This is a genomic window from Formosa sp. Hel1_33_131 (genome assembly GCF_001735745.1).
Taxonomy (GTDB): Bacteria; Bacteroidota; Bacteroidia; order Flavobacteriales; family Flavobacteriaceae; genus Hel1-33-131.
In genome coordinates this window covers 1117542-1132377 of record NZ_CP017260.1, presented here as the reverse complement: position 1 = coordinate 1132377, position 14836 = coordinate 1117542, and the positions used below count along the sequence as shown (strand labels likewise).

14 protein-coding genes are annotated in these 14836 nt (G+C 37.0%); 7 read left to right on the top strand and 7 right to left on the bottom strand.

Annotated features, from left to right (window positions below; translation table 11 throughout):
* Positions 1 to 10 precede the first annotated feature (10 nt).
* The 5 genes from FORMB_RS05030 to FORMB_RS05010 form a co-directional block, all read right to left on the bottom strand.
* A complete protein-coding gene (locus FORMB_RS05030; RefSeq protein ID WP_069676414.1) occupies positions 11 to 2632 on the bottom strand; it encodes a POTRA domain-containing protein in 2622 nt (873 codons plus the stop codon).
* Positions 2604 to 3344 (bottom strand): isoprenyl transferase, encoded by a 741-nt coding sequence (locus tag FORMB_RS05025; protein WP_069677903.1) that lies wholly within the window; start codon positions 3342 to 3344, stop codon positions 2604 to 2606. Before FORMB_RS05025 ends, FORMB_RS05030 begins: the two co-directional genes overlap by 29 nt.
* A gap of 1 nt (position 3345) precedes the next feature.
* The gene (locus FORMB_RS05020) at positions 3346 to 4035 is read right to left on the bottom strand and encodes a type IX secretion system protein PorG (RefSeq protein ID WP_069676413.1); all 690 of its coding nucleotides are present in this window, start codon (positions 4033 to 4035) and stop codon (positions 3346 to 3348) included.
* 95 nt (positions 4036 to 4130) lie between these two features.
* Complete coding sequence (locus FORMB_RS05015; RefSeq protein WP_069676412.1) at positions 4131 to 5012, bottom strand: NAD kinase; 882 nt, start codon at positions 5010 to 5012, stop codon at positions 4131 to 4133.
* A gap of 18 nt (positions 5013 to 5030) precedes the next feature.
* On the bottom strand, positions 5031 to 5687 hold the full coding sequence (locus tag FORMB_RS05010; RefSeq protein WP_069676411.1) for a CBS domain-containing protein: 657 nt from the start codon (positions 5685 to 5687) through the stop codon (positions 5031 to 5033).
* A gap of 89 nt (positions 5688 to 5776) precedes the next feature.
* On the opposite strand from FORMB_RS05010, the gene FORMB_RS05005 reads away from it, so the two are divergent.
* The 5 genes from FORMB_RS05005 (at position 5777) to clpX (ending at position 10691) form a co-directional block, all read left to right on the top strand.
* Positions 5777 to 6490, top strand: a complete 714-nt coding sequence (locus tag FORMB_RS05005) for a pyridoxine 5'-phosphate synthase (protein WP_069676410.1) — start codon at positions 5777 to 5779, stop codon at positions 6488 to 6490.
* Complete coding sequence (locus tag FORMB_RS05000; RefSeq protein ID WP_069676409.1) at positions 6490 to 7254, top strand: alpha/beta fold hydrolase; 765 nt, start codon at positions 6490 to 6492, stop codon at positions 7252 to 7254. Before FORMB_RS05005 ends, FORMB_RS05000 begins: the two co-directional genes overlap by 1 nt.
* 75 nt (positions 7255 to 7329) lie before the next feature.
* Positions 7330 to 8655, top strand: a complete 1326-nt coding sequence (gene tig, locus FORMB_RS04995; protein ID WP_069676408.1) for a trigger factor — start codon at positions 7330 to 7332, stop codon at positions 8653 to 8655.
* Positions 8656 to 8765: 110 nt separating this feature from the next.
* A complete protein-coding gene (gene clpP, locus FORMB_RS04990; RefSeq protein ID WP_069676407.1) occupies positions 8766 to 9440 on the top strand; it encodes an ATP-dependent Clp endopeptidase proteolytic subunit ClpP in 675 nt (224 codons plus the stop codon).
* 18 nt (positions 9441 to 9458) lie between these two features.
* Positions 9459 to 10691 carry an ATP-dependent Clp protease ATP-binding subunit ClpX gene (gene clpX, locus FORMB_RS04985; RefSeq protein ID WP_069676406.1) on the top strand — a complete coding sequence of 411 codons (1233 nt, stop codon included), beginning with the start codon at positions 9459 to 9461 and terminating at the stop codon, positions 10689 to 10691.
* Here the strand turns inward: clpX and FORMB_RS04980 are convergent.
* Positions 10688 to 12199, bottom strand: a complete 1512-nt coding sequence (locus FORMB_RS04980) for a GH3 auxin-responsive promoter family protein (RefSeq protein ID WP_069676405.1) — start codon at positions 12197 to 12199, stop codon at positions 10688 to 10690. The two genes, clpX and FORMB_RS04980, sit on opposite strands and share 4 nt — an antisense overlap.
* Positions 12200 to 12243: 44 nt before the next feature.
* Here FORMB_RS04980 and FORMB_RS04975 point away from each other — a divergent pair, with 44 nt between their 5' ends.
* Both FORMB_RS04975 and folK read left to right on the top strand, forming a co-directional pair.
* Entirely contained in the window at positions 12244 to 13038 is a 795-nt protein-coding gene (locus tag FORMB_RS04975) for a DUF2797 domain-containing protein (RefSeq protein WP_069676404.1), read from the top strand.
* Between the two features lie 90 nt (positions 13039 to 13128).
* Entirely contained in the window at positions 13129 to 14256 is a 1128-nt protein-coding gene (gene folK, locus FORMB_RS04970) for a 2-amino-4-hydroxy-6-hydroxymethyldihydropteridine diphosphokinase (RefSeq protein ID WP_069676403.1), read from the top strand.
* Here folK and FORMB_RS04965 read toward each other — a convergent pair.
* On the bottom strand, positions 14253 to 14780 hold the full coding sequence (locus FORMB_RS04965; protein ID WP_069676402.1) for an RNA methyltransferase: 528 nt from the start codon (positions 14778 to 14780) through the stop codon (positions 14253 to 14255). The two genes, folK and FORMB_RS04965, sit on opposite strands and share 4 nt — an antisense overlap.
* Between the last annotated feature and the right edge of the window lie 56 nt (positions 14781 to 14836).

The following is a 14836-nucleotide window of genomic DNA, read 5'->3' as shown; positions in this document are numbered from 1 at the left end:
GTTCCAAATATTAAAATTGTTGTCCTATAATAAAGTGGGTTTGCCATCCACTTTTAACAGTTTCATTTGGTAATGGATCAAACCCATGCCCAAAATCAATCCCTAATAAACCAAAAGCAGGCATAAATAATCGCAATCCAATTCCTGCTGATCGTTTGATTGCGAACGGATCGAAATCATCAAAATTATTATAAGAAGCACCACCTTCTAAAAAGGCAAGTGCATATATTTTTGTTTGTTGTGCCAATGTTATTGGATGTCTTAGCTCTAAAGAGAATTTATTATAAATTGATCCACCATCTTGACTTGAGAGTGATTGATTTGGATACCCTCGTAATGCAATGGCTTCTCTTCCATCAAGACTGTAGGTTCCTAAACCATCTCCTCCAAGAAAGAAACGTTCAAAAGGAATAACTCCTCTGTCGTTGTTGTAGGCTCCTAAAAACCCAAACTCAAAGGTGGGTTTCAAAATTAACTTTCCAGCCAACTTCGTGTACCATTCTCCCTTAAATTTAATTTTATAAAATTCTAACCATTTATAACGTTCTTGATCAATTTCGCCAATTCGAGTCGTGGCTGCATTTACTATTTCGGGTGCTTCGGGAAGATTCGTCGTTATATATTGATCTCTGAGATCCTCTTGGGCTTTTCTTTCTCTTTTCAAAGCGCCGTAATCTACATTGTTGACCGCGGAGTACGGGAAGCTCAGTTTTGCAGTTAAACTGAAACTAGAACCCCCTTCAGGATATATAGGGTCATTAAACGTATTGTTTCGACTTAATCCAACGGTATAGGCTAGGTTGTTAGAATTTCCATTTCCAAATGTAAATAAGCCTGTATTGTAATTGTTCAAATCATAGTATTGGAAACTTACCGCTTGCGACAATACAAAGTAATCATCTGGAACGGATAGTTTTTTAGCAATTCCAAATGTAATTCCTGTAATGTTAAAGCTTCTATCTCTATCTGCATTTCGAGTCGCAGGATTGTATAAAAACTGTTTAGTTTGAGAAAGCGATGAAGAAAATTGCACCGGTTTTTTACCACCTAACCAAGGTTCTGTAAATGACAAGCTGTAAGTCTGATAAAATCGACTGGCTTGTAAACGCAATGCTAAGCTCTGTCCATCACCCATTGGAAACGGTTTGTAAGCTTTTTTATTAAAAATATCTTTCATCGCAAAATTATTGAACGAAAGCCCTAAGGTTCCGATGAATCCACCACCGCCATAACCACCTTGCAATTCAATCTGGCTAGCCCCTTTTTCAACAACTGTATATTCAACATCTAAAGTTCCATCTGTTGGATTTACGTTCTTTAAATCTGGTGAGATTTGCTGTGCATCAAAATACCCAAGCTGCCCAAGTTCACGAATGGTTCTTACAATGTTACTCTTGCTGTACAATTGCCCGGGTCGCGTTCTAAGTTCTCTATAGATAACCGCATCATTTGTTTTATCATTTCCAGAAACACTGATGTTTTTGAAATATGCTGGTTTTCCTTCCGTAACCCGAATTTCCATGTCAATGATGTTTCCATCAGTACTGACTTCAACAGGTGTAATTGTAGAAAATAAATAGCCATTGTTCTGATATAAATTTGTCAAATCAAAGGCATCAGGATCTGAATTGTCTGCGATTCTTTTTTCTAATTCAATCCCGTTATAGGTGTCTCCTCTTTTTATTTTTAAAACTTGATTCAGTTGTTCATCAGAATAGATCGAGTTTCCTAAGAAATTAATTGATCCATAATAGTATTTTTCGCCTTCTTCTACGCCAATATTTAAACTGATTGTGTTGTTGTCGTTTGTTGTGAGCGTATCCGAAATAACACGTGCATCTCTGTATCCTTTTTCTTTATATTTATCAACGACACTTTGTAAATCTTCTTTGTAATCGGCTTCAATATATTTAGAACGCTTTAACACACGAAATATGTTTTTTTGCTTCGTATTTTTCATTGCTTTACGAAGTTTTTTAGCACTAAGTTTTTCAGCACCATCAAAAGTAATGCTTTTAACTTTTATTTTTTGACCTCTATCAATTCGCACCAACATGTTCACTCGAGATTTTTTGACAGAATCCACAACCTTAGAGGTTGTAACGGTTGTTTTTGCATTTAAAAACCCAAGTTTACGATACTTGTTTTCAAGATAATTCTTGGTAGTAGTGATTAAATTCTCGGTAACCTTAACACCTGAAGTGAGGTTGTTTTCTTTAATGATCTCTTTTATTTTTCCTTTTTTGACGCCCACAATTTTGACGTCTTTCAGTTCGGGTAAATCATTTAATGCAACTTCTAAGTACACACTACTTCCTTCCGTTTTAGTTGCATACACCTCAATACTACTAAACAAGTTAGAGTCCCACAATTTTTTGATTGCAGCACTTATTTTGACGCCACCAGGGATAATTACAGATTCCCCTTTTTTTAACCCGGAATATGTGAGGATGGTTTCAGAACCATAGGAGGTTTCACCAGTGACAGTAATGTCAGCAATGGTAAATGTTGTTATTTTCGGTTTTGTTTCCTGGGAGAATATTACAAAACTGCTTAAAAGTAAGCAAAAGCAAAGGATTGTATTTCTGTATCTAAAAGCTTTATTAATGAAGCTGTTCACTTGTTTTTCCAAATCGTCTTTCTCTTTTTTGATAATTTATAATGGCTTCATACAAATTCTCATTCGTAAAATCTGGCCAGTATACATCAGTAAAATATAATTCTGCATAAGCAATCTGCCATAAAAGGAAATTACTGATACGTTTTTCGCCACTTGTACGGATTAATAAATCAACATCTGGCAAATTCTGGGTGTAAAGATGCTGATTAATTAGCGTTTCATCGATATTTTCTACTGAAATTATATTATTTTTAACTTTATCACATATTTGTTTCGTCGCATTCACCAGTTCATCCCTAGAACCATAGCTCAATGCAAGTGTTAAAGTCATCCGTGTGTTGTTCTTAGTTTCATCAATGACATGCAATAATTCCTTCCGAACACGTGCTGGCAGATGCTCAAGATTGCCTATGGCATTTAGTCGGATACTGTTTTTTTGCAGTGTATTCATTTCTTTCTTTAAAGAAGAAATCAAAAGTTGCATTAAAGTTTTTACTTCTAATTTAGGGCGATTCCAGTTTTCAGTCGAGAAAGCATAAAGCGTCAAATTTTCTATACCAAGTTCGGCACAGCTTTCTACGGTAGTTTTGACGGACTTTGTCCCATTTTCATGCCCAAAGACTCTAAGAAAGCCTTTTTCTTTTGCCCAACGTCCATTTCCATCCATAATGATGGCAATGTGCTTTGGAAGGTTTTCAGAATGGATTTTAGATTTTAGACTCATATTAAAAATAACAATAACAAGGTTTTCTACCAAAGGTGTAAGTTAATGTAAAACCGCTAAATACATACCAATCGTTATTATTAAAATTGCCAAAACGCACAATTTTTTTTAATTCCTCTGTGTCAGGCTCACTTCCATCGAGTTCATCAGAAAACGTATAACGTGCCCCAACTTCTAAAGCAAGAATAATATGCCGTGTCAAAGTTGTCTTGAACCCTAGCGTAATCGGAATTCCGTAGGCATTGCTTCTTGTTTTTTCAGAGACTAAATCAACGTTGGTGAAATAAAAATTCGGATGGTTGGCCATGCTGATCCCCGTATAAATATAAGGAGTGGACATCGGCGTTGCCGCATGTAAATCAAAATCTAAAAAATTAAACTCTATGCCAACAGAAGCCTCTAAAATATCTGCATTAAAATTATAGGCACGTAGTTTTCTTCGAGGATCACTTGATAATGCATCATTGGCAGAGAGTGTGCTGTACGTCAAACTCGCTCTCAAGGAATGTCTGGGGCTTCGGTTCCATTTAAAAAGCCCTCCAAAAGCAAGTTTATTGGGATTCACAAATTGAGTTGACCCTACATCCCCAATAAAATTACTTCCACCCACAAATCCACCTATTTCGTAGATTTGAGAAAAACTCAAACTCGACATAAAAAGGAAACATATAAGGGTTAAAGTTGTTTTCATTGTGATTTTAAGAATGCAAATATAATAATTTAGAGATGGAACAAGTCATTTGTTTTCTCGCTAATGACTAAACTTGATTTCTAAAGATATATTGCTTAATTCCTTGGGTCTGCGCCCCACAACAGCTTTTTTCGAAGGGTTTCTAAAAATCCATCTTCTTTGAGTTCAATCATATGAATACAAAAAGGTGCTTTTTGAATGGTGATGGTCGTATTGTTTTCTAAGGTGTTGATTCTTGAGTCTAACGAAACAAGGTGCTGCTCTTCACGACCACTGACTTTTAATTTTATAACCTTATCACTCGAAATCACTAACGGACGTGCATTAAGATTGTGAGGTGCGATGGGTGTTAGTACCAAGCTGTCTGATTCTGGTATGATAACGGGTCCGCCACAACTTAAAGAGTAACCTGTTGAGCCGGTAGGCGTAGAAACGATCAGGCCATCCGCCCAATAAGAGGTTAGATACTCGTCGTCTAACCATGTTTCAACAGAAATCATAGAAGTGGTATTTTTTCGACTTACAGCAATTTCATTCAATGCGAAGTCCAAATCAAAAGCAGTGTCTTTAGTATCCACAGCAATAGTTAGTAAGCTCCGTTTTGAAATTCTATAATTTCCTTCAAAAATTTCATTCATCGCTTTTTGAATGGTATTCATAGGAATGGTTGCCAAAAACCCTAAGCGTCCCGTGTTGATTCCTACAATCGGAATCGTTAAATCTTTTACAAATGTAATGGCTCTTAAAATGGTTCCATCGCCACCAATGCTGATTAACAAATCAAAGGATGCATCTAAAGTTTTAAAAGTATCAAACAAGTAAGAACTTAAATCAATATCAGAATCTGACACAATGGACGCGTGAAAGTTTTTTTCAAAAACTACTTTGGCATCCCGTTTTTTTAAATACGCAATGAGTGTTTGAATTGTGCTTTTTGAGCGCTCGTTATAAAGGGGGCCATAAACAGCTATTTTCATTTGAGTTGATTTTATCACTTAAAGGTTTAAATAGGTGTCTAAATACGCCGATCGTTCTTTAAGCGTTCGTAAAAAAGTGTCGTCTTCGTGGCCCGAAATGATCGTATATCCGTAGCGTCTAAATGCCTGTAAAATGGTGCTTAATCCAGAATCTCCAATTTTAAGCGTAATTTGAGTCAAATCATTTTCGTTTTTAGAGATAAAAGCGCCTAGTAATTTTGCGTCATTAGACTCTACAATTTGACTGATTTCACTAAACGAAAAATCGTTTTGCCCTTTTTCAATGACAAGAATCCCGCCTGGCTCCGAAAAAAAAGGCGTTTTATTAAACAATGAAATAATATCGCTCAATTGATAATAACCTATATACTTATTTTCAGCATCCAAAACAGGCATGATGTTACAGTTGTTTTGCGCAAACGCTTCCAAAACATCGAGCCATAAGGAGGAATCTCGCACAAAAAAACCTTCCACAGCATAGAGTACTTCTGAGACGGCTTGATGGGATTCAAAGCAATACACATCTGTTTCAGACAAGCAACCCAAATAAACCTGATCTTTTAAAATAGGAATATGCGAATAAGTTAACTGTTTAAAAACAGTCTGTAACTCCTCTACAAGTGTTTTAGGACTTGAGGGGTTTAGATCGTTTATAATAAATTGATTTAAAGGCATGGGTTCATTTTAATCAGATGCAAATTAATCAAAAATAATATACTTTAAGCGTTAAGTACTTTGTATTTTTGTTTCAAATTCAATTTTTAATGACCAAATTAAGCGTTAATATCAATAAAATTGCCACCCTACGAAACTCTAGAGGCGGCAATACTCCCAATGTAGTTCAGTTTGCTAAAGATGTGCAAGAGTTTGGAGCTCAAGGGGTCACAATTCACCCACGTCCAGATGAACGTCACATTCGCTATCAAGATGCTTACGATTTAAAATCAGTCGTTTATACTGAATATAATATTGAAGGAAATCCCATCCCAGAATTTATAGACATGGTGCTAAAAATCAAACCCACGCAAGTCACTTTAGTACCCGATGCAGAAGATGCAATTACGTCCAATGCAGGCTGGGATACCCTCAAACATAAAGGGTTTTTAACCGAAATCATTCAAGAATTTAAACAAAACGACATCCGAACCTCGGTGTTTTTAGACCCAACCCTCAAACAAGTTGAGGGCTCGAAGGCAATAGGAGCAGACCGTATTGAGCTATACACCGAAGCATTTGCGCATCAATTTTCTCTTGGAAATAAAAACGCAATGATTCCTTACACTGAATGTGCAGAACGTGCTTTGCAATTGGACTTAGGTTTGAATGCAGGACACGATTTGTCACTCGAAAACATTCAATTTTTCAAAGAAAACTCCCCAGGATTGTTAGAAGTTTCTATCGGACACGCCCTCATTTCAGAGAGCTTGTATTTAGGAATTGACAATGTGATTAATATGTATTTGAATAAATTAAAATAATGCACTTACATTCCAATATTATAGGAGAGGGGAAGCCGTTCATTATTCTCCATGGATTTTTGGGGATGGGCGATAATTGGAAAACCCTCGCAAAACAGTTTTCAGGTTTAGGCTTTCAAGTTCACCTCGTCGATCAACGGAATCACGGACGCAGTTTTCACGATTCAGAATTTAATTATGATGTATTAGCAGCAGATTTAAAAGCCTATTGCAGTCAACATGATTTAGAGAATATTGTGCTTTTAGGGCATTCTATGGGCGGAAAAACAGCCATGCTTTTTGCGGCACTTTATCCGAAAATTGTTTCAAAATTAATTGTAGCCGATATCTCCCCTCGATTTTATCCAGTCCATCACGATGCTATTTTAGAAGGATTGACTTCCCTGAATTTCGAGGAAATCTTCTCTAGAAAAGAAGCGGAAACCCAATTGTCTAAATACGTTCACGAGGTTGGAACACGCCAATTTTTATTGAAAAATGTGTACAGAATTTCTCCAGATGTTTTAGGGCTTCGGATCAATTTAGAAGTGCTCAAAGCACAAGTTTCTGAGGTGGGAGAAGCTTTGCCGTCAACATTGGTTTTTCAAAAAGACACCCTGTTTTTAAGAGGTGATAAATCAGAGTATATTTCCGCTGCAGATGAAGCGCTTATAAAAATTCAATTCCCGAGTGCAACCCTCAAAACGATTTCAAATGCAGGCCATTGGCTGCATGCCGAAAACCCAGTGGAATTCTTCGATCGTGTTTGCACGTTTATCACTTGATACACATAAGCTTAAAAATGTTTGTAAGGCATTAAAAATATTGTATTTTTGCCACCCAATTTTTATTTCATCACAATGAATATTACAAGAGAAACTATTGACACGTTAAATGCCGTGGTTAAGATTGATATTACGAAATCAGATTATTCTGAAAACGTAGAGAAAATTTTAACAAATTACCGCAAAACAGCGAACATTCCTGGCTTTAGAAAAGGACAAGTCCCGATGGGTCTTGTTAAAAAGCAATATGGAAAATCCGTGTTGGCTGACGAAGTCAATAAGACACTTCAAGAAGCTTTAGGGAAATACCTGACAGATGAAAAACTAGATGTTTTAGGAAATCCACTGCCAATAGCTAAAGACGATTTGGATTGGGAAGGGGATGATTTTTCGTTTGAATTTGAAATCGGATTAAGTCCAGAATTTGAAATCAAACTAAAAGCTAAAAAAGCACTTACTAAATACACGATTACTGCCGATAAAAAAATGATTGACGATCAATTGATCAACATTCAAAAACAATACGGAAAACTTGTTGCCAAAACAGTCGTTGGCGATGAAGATGAAGTCACTGGAGTATTTTTCAATGACGCAGAAGGGATTGAAGCAACCGCAACTTTGACTTTAGATAAGTTAAAAGGAAAACCAAATGTAAAAGCTTTTTCAGGAGCTAACGTTGGCGATGTGTTGACATTAGACACCAAAGGGTTGTTTAATGACTCCCACGATTTGATGACCTATTTAAAAGTAGATCACGACACGGCTCATGGACTTGATGTGCAAGTGACCTTTACAATCAGTGAAGTGAACACAAGAGAATTAGCAGATTTAGATCAAGAGTTGTTTGATAAGTTATTTGGTCCAGGCGCTGTGAATTCAGTGACAGAATTGAGAGCTAAAATCACAGAAGATGCTGAAAAACAATTCGTACAACAAGCAGATCAGAAATTCTTGAACGATGTGACTGAACACCTTGTAGAAAACACAAAATTTGATTTACCAGTGAAGTTTCTTCAGAAATGGATACAAACGGCTGGCGAAACCGAATTAAACGAGGCGCAAGCCAAAGAGGAATTTGAGAAGTCAGAAAAAAGCATGCGCTACCAATTAATTGAAAGCAAGCTTATTGTAGAAAACAATCTTCAAGTTAATTTTGAAGATTTAAAAGCCTACACTTCGGAGATGATCAAAGGGCAAATGGCACAGTACGGTCAAATGAACCCAACCGAAAAAGAAATTGACGATATCGTTGCACGTGTACTTTCAAACCAAGACGAAGTGAAACGTATTTCTGAACAACTCACAAGTCAAAAATTATTAGATTTTTATAAAGAAAACGCTAATTTTAAAGATAAAAAATTAGCTTACGAAGCCTTCGTTAAAGAAGTTTACGGGAAGTAATTTTATAAATAATTAAGCAAAAAACACTTTTTAGGAAGTGTTTTTTTATACCTTTAAAGCAAATTATAAATAGTTTTATATTTACATTTTAAAAACTTAAAAAAAGCATTATGGATTACGGAAATGAATTCAAAAAATACGCCATCTCAGACCATGGAATCAGCAGCACTTATTATGATAAAATAGTAAGCAGTATGACACCTATGGGTTTGACGCCAAACATTATTGAAGAACGTCAAATGAATGTTGCTGTTTTTGATGTGTTTTCAAGATTGATGATGGATCGTATTATATTTATGGGAACAGCGATCAACGATCAAGTTGCTAATATTATTCAAGCACAACTGTTGTTTTTAGAAAGTACAGACGCCACCAAAGACATCCAAATATACATCAACTCTCCAGGAGGAAGTGTGTATGCAGGACTTGGAATTTATGACACAATGCAGTTGATCAAGCCCGACGTCGCAACGATTTGTACAGGAATGGCAGCCTCAATGGGAGCTGTATTATTATGTGCAGGAGCTAAAGGAAAACGTAGTGGATTGACACACTCAAGAGTGATGATTCACCAACCACTAGGAGGTGCGCAAGGACAAGCAAGTGATATTGAAATTACAGCCCGCGAAATTCTAATCTTAAAAGAAGAACTTTATAAAATCATTAGTAAGCACTCCGGTCAAGAGTATGACAAAGTGTACAAAGATAGTGATCGTGATTATTGGATGAAATCTGATAAGGCTTTAGAATACGGTATGATTGACGAAATATTAACGCGAAGTTAAAAACACCCCAAAGGAGTTATGGCAAAAGAAGAATTAGACTGTTCATTTTGTGGCAAGAAAAAAGCCGACACCAACTTACTCATTGCAGGAATCGATGCGCACATCTGTGATCGCTGTATAGAGCAAGCCAATGGCATTGTCCTTGAAGAAACAAAGCAAGATAATGGCAGCGGACTCACTTCGGATGTCATGCTCAAAAAACCCCAAGAAATCAAAGCCTTTTTGGATTCTTATATTATTGGGCAAGAGCAAACCAAAAAAGTAATGTCGGTAGCGGTTTACAACCACTACAAACGTTTGTTGCAACCGCCTACGGAGGACGATATCGAAATCCAAAAAAGTAATATTATTATGGTAGGGCAAACAGGGACCGGAAAAACCCTGATGGCCAAAACCATTGCGAAAATGCTCAACGTCCCTTTAGCCATCGTCGATGCGACGGTGTTAACTGAAGCTGGTTATGTGGGTGAGGATGTAGAAAGTATGCTCACACGTCTCTTACAAGCGGCAGATTACGATCAAGAAAAAGCCGAACGTGGCATTGTTTTTATCGATGAAATTGATAAAATTGCTCGTAAAAGCGACAACCCATCCATCACACGTGATGTGTCTGGAGAAGGCGTACAACAAGCACTTTTGAAATTATTAGAAGGAACGGTTGTGAATGTCCCACCAAAAGGCGGTCGAAAACACCCAGATCAAAAATTCATAGAAGTCAATACAGAAAATATTTTATTCATCGCTGGAGGTGCATTTGATGGCGTCGATCGTCATATCTCAAAACGCCTCAATATGTCCGCTATTGGCTACAAGGTTTCACATGACGAAGAACAAATTGACACTGAAAATTTATTGCAATACATCATCCCAAAAGATTTAAAAGATTTTGGATTGATTCCAGAAATTATTGGACGTTTACCCGTGTTGACGTACATGAATCCTTTAGATGAGGAAACCTTAAGAGCGATTTTAACAGAACCCAAAAACGCCCTTGTAAAGCAATATAAAAAGCTTTTTGAAATGGATGAAATTGCGTTGTCTTTTGAAGACGATGCCTTAGATTTTATTGTCAAGAAAGCCATTGAATACAAGCTTGGTGCCCGTGGATTAAGATCTTTATGTGAAGAAATTTTAACCGATGCCATGTTTGTAATGCCAAGCAATGACGAAACGGCCTTGGTGGTTACTGAAGCCTATGTTAAAAAACACTTGACGCGTACTCAAATAAAACGTTTGAAAGCGGTTTCTTAATTCATCTCTAAGAGCTCCTCTAAAAATTGACGCGAATTGGACAGGCGGGGCACTTTGTGTTGACCGCCCAATTTGTTATTTCGTTTCATCCATTTATAGAACAATCCTTCTTGTGCGACATGAACTTTAGGCATATTTAAGGTTATATTGTTAAAGCGCTTGGCTTCGTAATCAGAATTTAAAGACTTTAGAGAATTATCTAAAAGCTCCACAAAATAAGAGAGGTCTTTTGGTGGAGTTTTAAACTCGATTATCCATTCGTGGGCTCCTTTAGATTTTCCTTCCATAAATATGGGTGCAGCCGTATAATCCACAATTTCCGTTTTGGTTTTTTGGGTGGCTATTTTTATCGCCTTATCTGTGTTTTCAATGATCAATTCTTCTCCAAAAACATTAATAAAATGCTTGGTTCTTCCTGTCACTTTAATCCGATAGGGTGCTACAGACGTAAACGTCACGGTATCTCCAATTTTATAACGCCACAAGCCCGCATTCGTCGTCACAATAATGGCATAGTTTTCGCCGACTTCAACCTCCGATAAAGGGATTATTCTCTCGGTTGGACTTCCATAAGTTTTCATAGGAATGAACTCATAAAAAATACCGTAATCCAACATTAACAAAAGCTCATCCGAATGGTTCCGATCTTGAATGGCAAAAAAGCCTTCGGAAGCATTGTATATCTCATAATACTTAACGGAATTTGAAGGGATGATGGATTTGAATTGATCGACGTACGGAAGAAAACTCACCCCACCATGAAAGTACACTTCCAGATTTGGCCAAACGTCCAAAATCGTTTTACTGCCAGAAGTTTCTAAAACATTATTCAGCAGTACCAACATCCACGAAGGTACGCCGGCAAGGCTGGTTACATTTTCATGGATCGTTTCATTAACGATCGCCTGCATCTTATATTCCCAATCACTCATCAAAGAAACTTTGTTACTGGGCGTGCTGCTAAACTCTGCCCAAAAAGGCATGTTATGAATCAAAATAGCAGACAAATCTCCGAAGATCGTTCCATTTTCCTCATAGAGCTCTTTGCTGCCTCCCAAGCGTAAATTTTTTCCATCAAAGAGCGTAGAGTCTTCGTTATTATTCAAATACATACACAGTAAATCCTTACTCGCCGCATAGTGACAATCTTCTAAAGAATCGATACTAACAGGGATAAACTTGCTTTTTGCATTGGTCGTTCCACTCGATTTTGCAAACCATTTGATCGGTTTTGGCCAAAATATATTTTTCTCACCTTTTCGGGAGCGTTCTATTAAATCTTGGTAATCTTCATAGGTGGAGACAGGGATGCGTTGAGAAAAATCGCGGTAATTACGAATGGATTTAAAATCATAATTTTTTCCAATTTCGGTATCTTTAGAAATCGATACTAAATTCATAAGCAGTTCATTTTGAACTTCATGCGGGTATTTCAGAAACAAATCAATTTGATGAAATCGTTTCTTTAAAACCCATGATGCCACAGAATTCACTAATGGAATTGCCATATAATTGTATATATTTACATGCTAAATGTAATAAAAATTTGCTAATGCTGTATCAAGGAGTTTTAACTAAAATGGAAACGGAGTTTTCAAAGCCTATTCAATATTTTTTGGTGCTTGAAAATGACATTCTAAACATGAACCAATTATTAAACAAGAAATTGACGCTTTCTTTTGTCAAATACCAGTGTTTAAACTGTAGTAGTGAAGCGCCTGTTTTTAGACAAGGATTTTGTAAATCTTGTTTTTTCGAACTGCCTCAAGCGGCAGATTGGATCATGCGCCCCGAACTCAGCAAAGCACATCTCGATCAAGAAGAACGTGATTTGGAGTATGAAAAGCGGGTGCAGCTTCAACCTCATATTGTGTATTTAGCAAACTCTAGCAACGTGAAAGTAGGCGTCACTCGGAAAACCCAAGTACCTACACGTTGGATCGATCAAGGGGCACAAGAAGCACTGGAGATTGTAGAAGTGCCCAACCGTTATTTGGCAGGGGTGACGGAAGTTGCCCTTAAAAAATATGTCAGTGATAAAACCAATTGGCGTGAAATGCTCAAAGGCACCGCTCCCGATGAAAATTTAGAAGACTGGCGACAACGCTTATCAGAGTACATCCCAGAGGAATCTAAATCCTATTTTTTAGCCAATCAAAAACCACTTAAATTAGAATTTCCCGTTCAGAAATACCCTGAAAAACCAAAAAGTTTGAACTTGACCAAAACACCTGAGTACTCGGGAGTTCTCAAAGGGATCAAGGGGCAATATCTTATTTTTGAAGACAATACAGTATTCAATGTGAGAAGTAACGAAGGACTGGTTGTGGGCTTAAACGTGTCTTAAGTTGACTTTTTAAATGGAAGTTAAATTGTCAATAAATACTTAGACAAACCCCTCATATTAATTTTTCTTTTAGTTATTTTGCTACTTTATATGATGCACGAAAAAACGGTTTTAATTGGGATTGGAAGTAACAAGGGTGATAAACTAAATCACCTTCAAACGGCTGTTGATGCCATCCATACCCAAATAGGCAGTATCCATCAAATATCGAAGCTGTATCAAACGCCTGCGTTGGGGTTTGAGGGCGATGATTTCATCAATGGATGCCTAAAAGTATCCACCCTGTTAAATGCCTCTGAAGTGTTGGAAAAACTGTTGGCAATTGAACAAAGTTTAGGACGCATTCGTCATGAGGATGGTCAATACCACTCTCGAACGATTGATTTAGACCTGTTGTTTTATGACAGCTTGATTTCAAAATCAGAGCGTTTGGAGTTGCCACATCCCAGACTTCAAGAACGGCTTTTTGTGTTACAGCCGCTCATGGATATTTCTGCCGATTTTGAACACCCAATTTTAAAACAATCCATTCGTACGTTGCTGGATCAGTGTACAGATGAAAGCCAATTGACACTTTCAGAATCTCGCTTGAAAAATCCGATGCAAACATTTGATTTTTCAAACTATAATTTCATTGCCATAGAAGGAAATATAGGCGCAGGAAAAACAAGTTTGGCACACATGATGTCTCATGATTTCAATGCTAAAAAAATCTTGGAGCGTTTTGCGGACAATCCATTTTTGCCAAAATTCTATGAAGATGCGACCCGCTATGCTTTTACTTTAGAAATGTCTTTTTTGGCCGATCGCTACCAACAAATCTCAGATGACTTATCGCAATTAGATTTGTTTAAAGATTTTATTGTGAGTGATTACGACGTATTTAAGTCGCTTATTTTTTCAAAAATCACCTTGAGTGAAGATGAGTTTGTGTTGTATAGAAAATTATTTTATCAGGTTTATAAAGATATTGCAAGGCCCGATTTGTATATTTATCTCTATCAAAACACCGAACGCTTACAAGAGAACATCCGACTGAGAGGGCGCGACTACGAACAAACCATCGAGTCGAGTTATTTAGATAAAATCAATTCAGGTTATTTGGAATTCATACAAAAGCATCCGGAGTTTAATGTAAAAATCATTGACATTTCTAACCGTGATTTCATCAAAAACCGTGTGGATTACCTTTGGATTTTAGAGCAAATTTGTGCCTAGTCTAATTTACTAAACAGATCCCACAACACCACGCCACAACTCACGGATATGTTTAGCGAATGCTTGGTGCCATATTGTGGAATTTCAATCACTGCATCACTAAGGTTTACAACGTCTTGAGAGACGCCTTTCACTTCGTTTCCAAAAACCAAGGCATAAGTTGTGTTTGGTTTGGGAGTGAATTTATTCAGCATCGTCGCGTTTTCTGCTTGCTCAATGGAAATTACTTGAACGCTTTCTGCATGTAATTTTTGAATAAGTTCCAGAGTATTCTCAGCGTATTCCCATTCGACAGACTCGGTACTTCCCAAAGCCGTTTTTTGAATATCCTTATGTGGCGGTGTTGCCGTAATCCCACAGAGGTAAATTTTTTCAATTCGAAAGGCATCACTGGTTCTAAACACACTTCCAATATTATTTAAACTTCGAATGTTATCCAAAACCACAATTAAAGGCGTTTTTTCAACGGCTTTAAATCCTTCGACTGATAAGCGTTCCAATTCGCTATTTTCTAATTTTCGCATGCGTGTTTTAAATCTTAATAAACTTAGTTTTATAAAAAGGCTAAATTTAATTACTT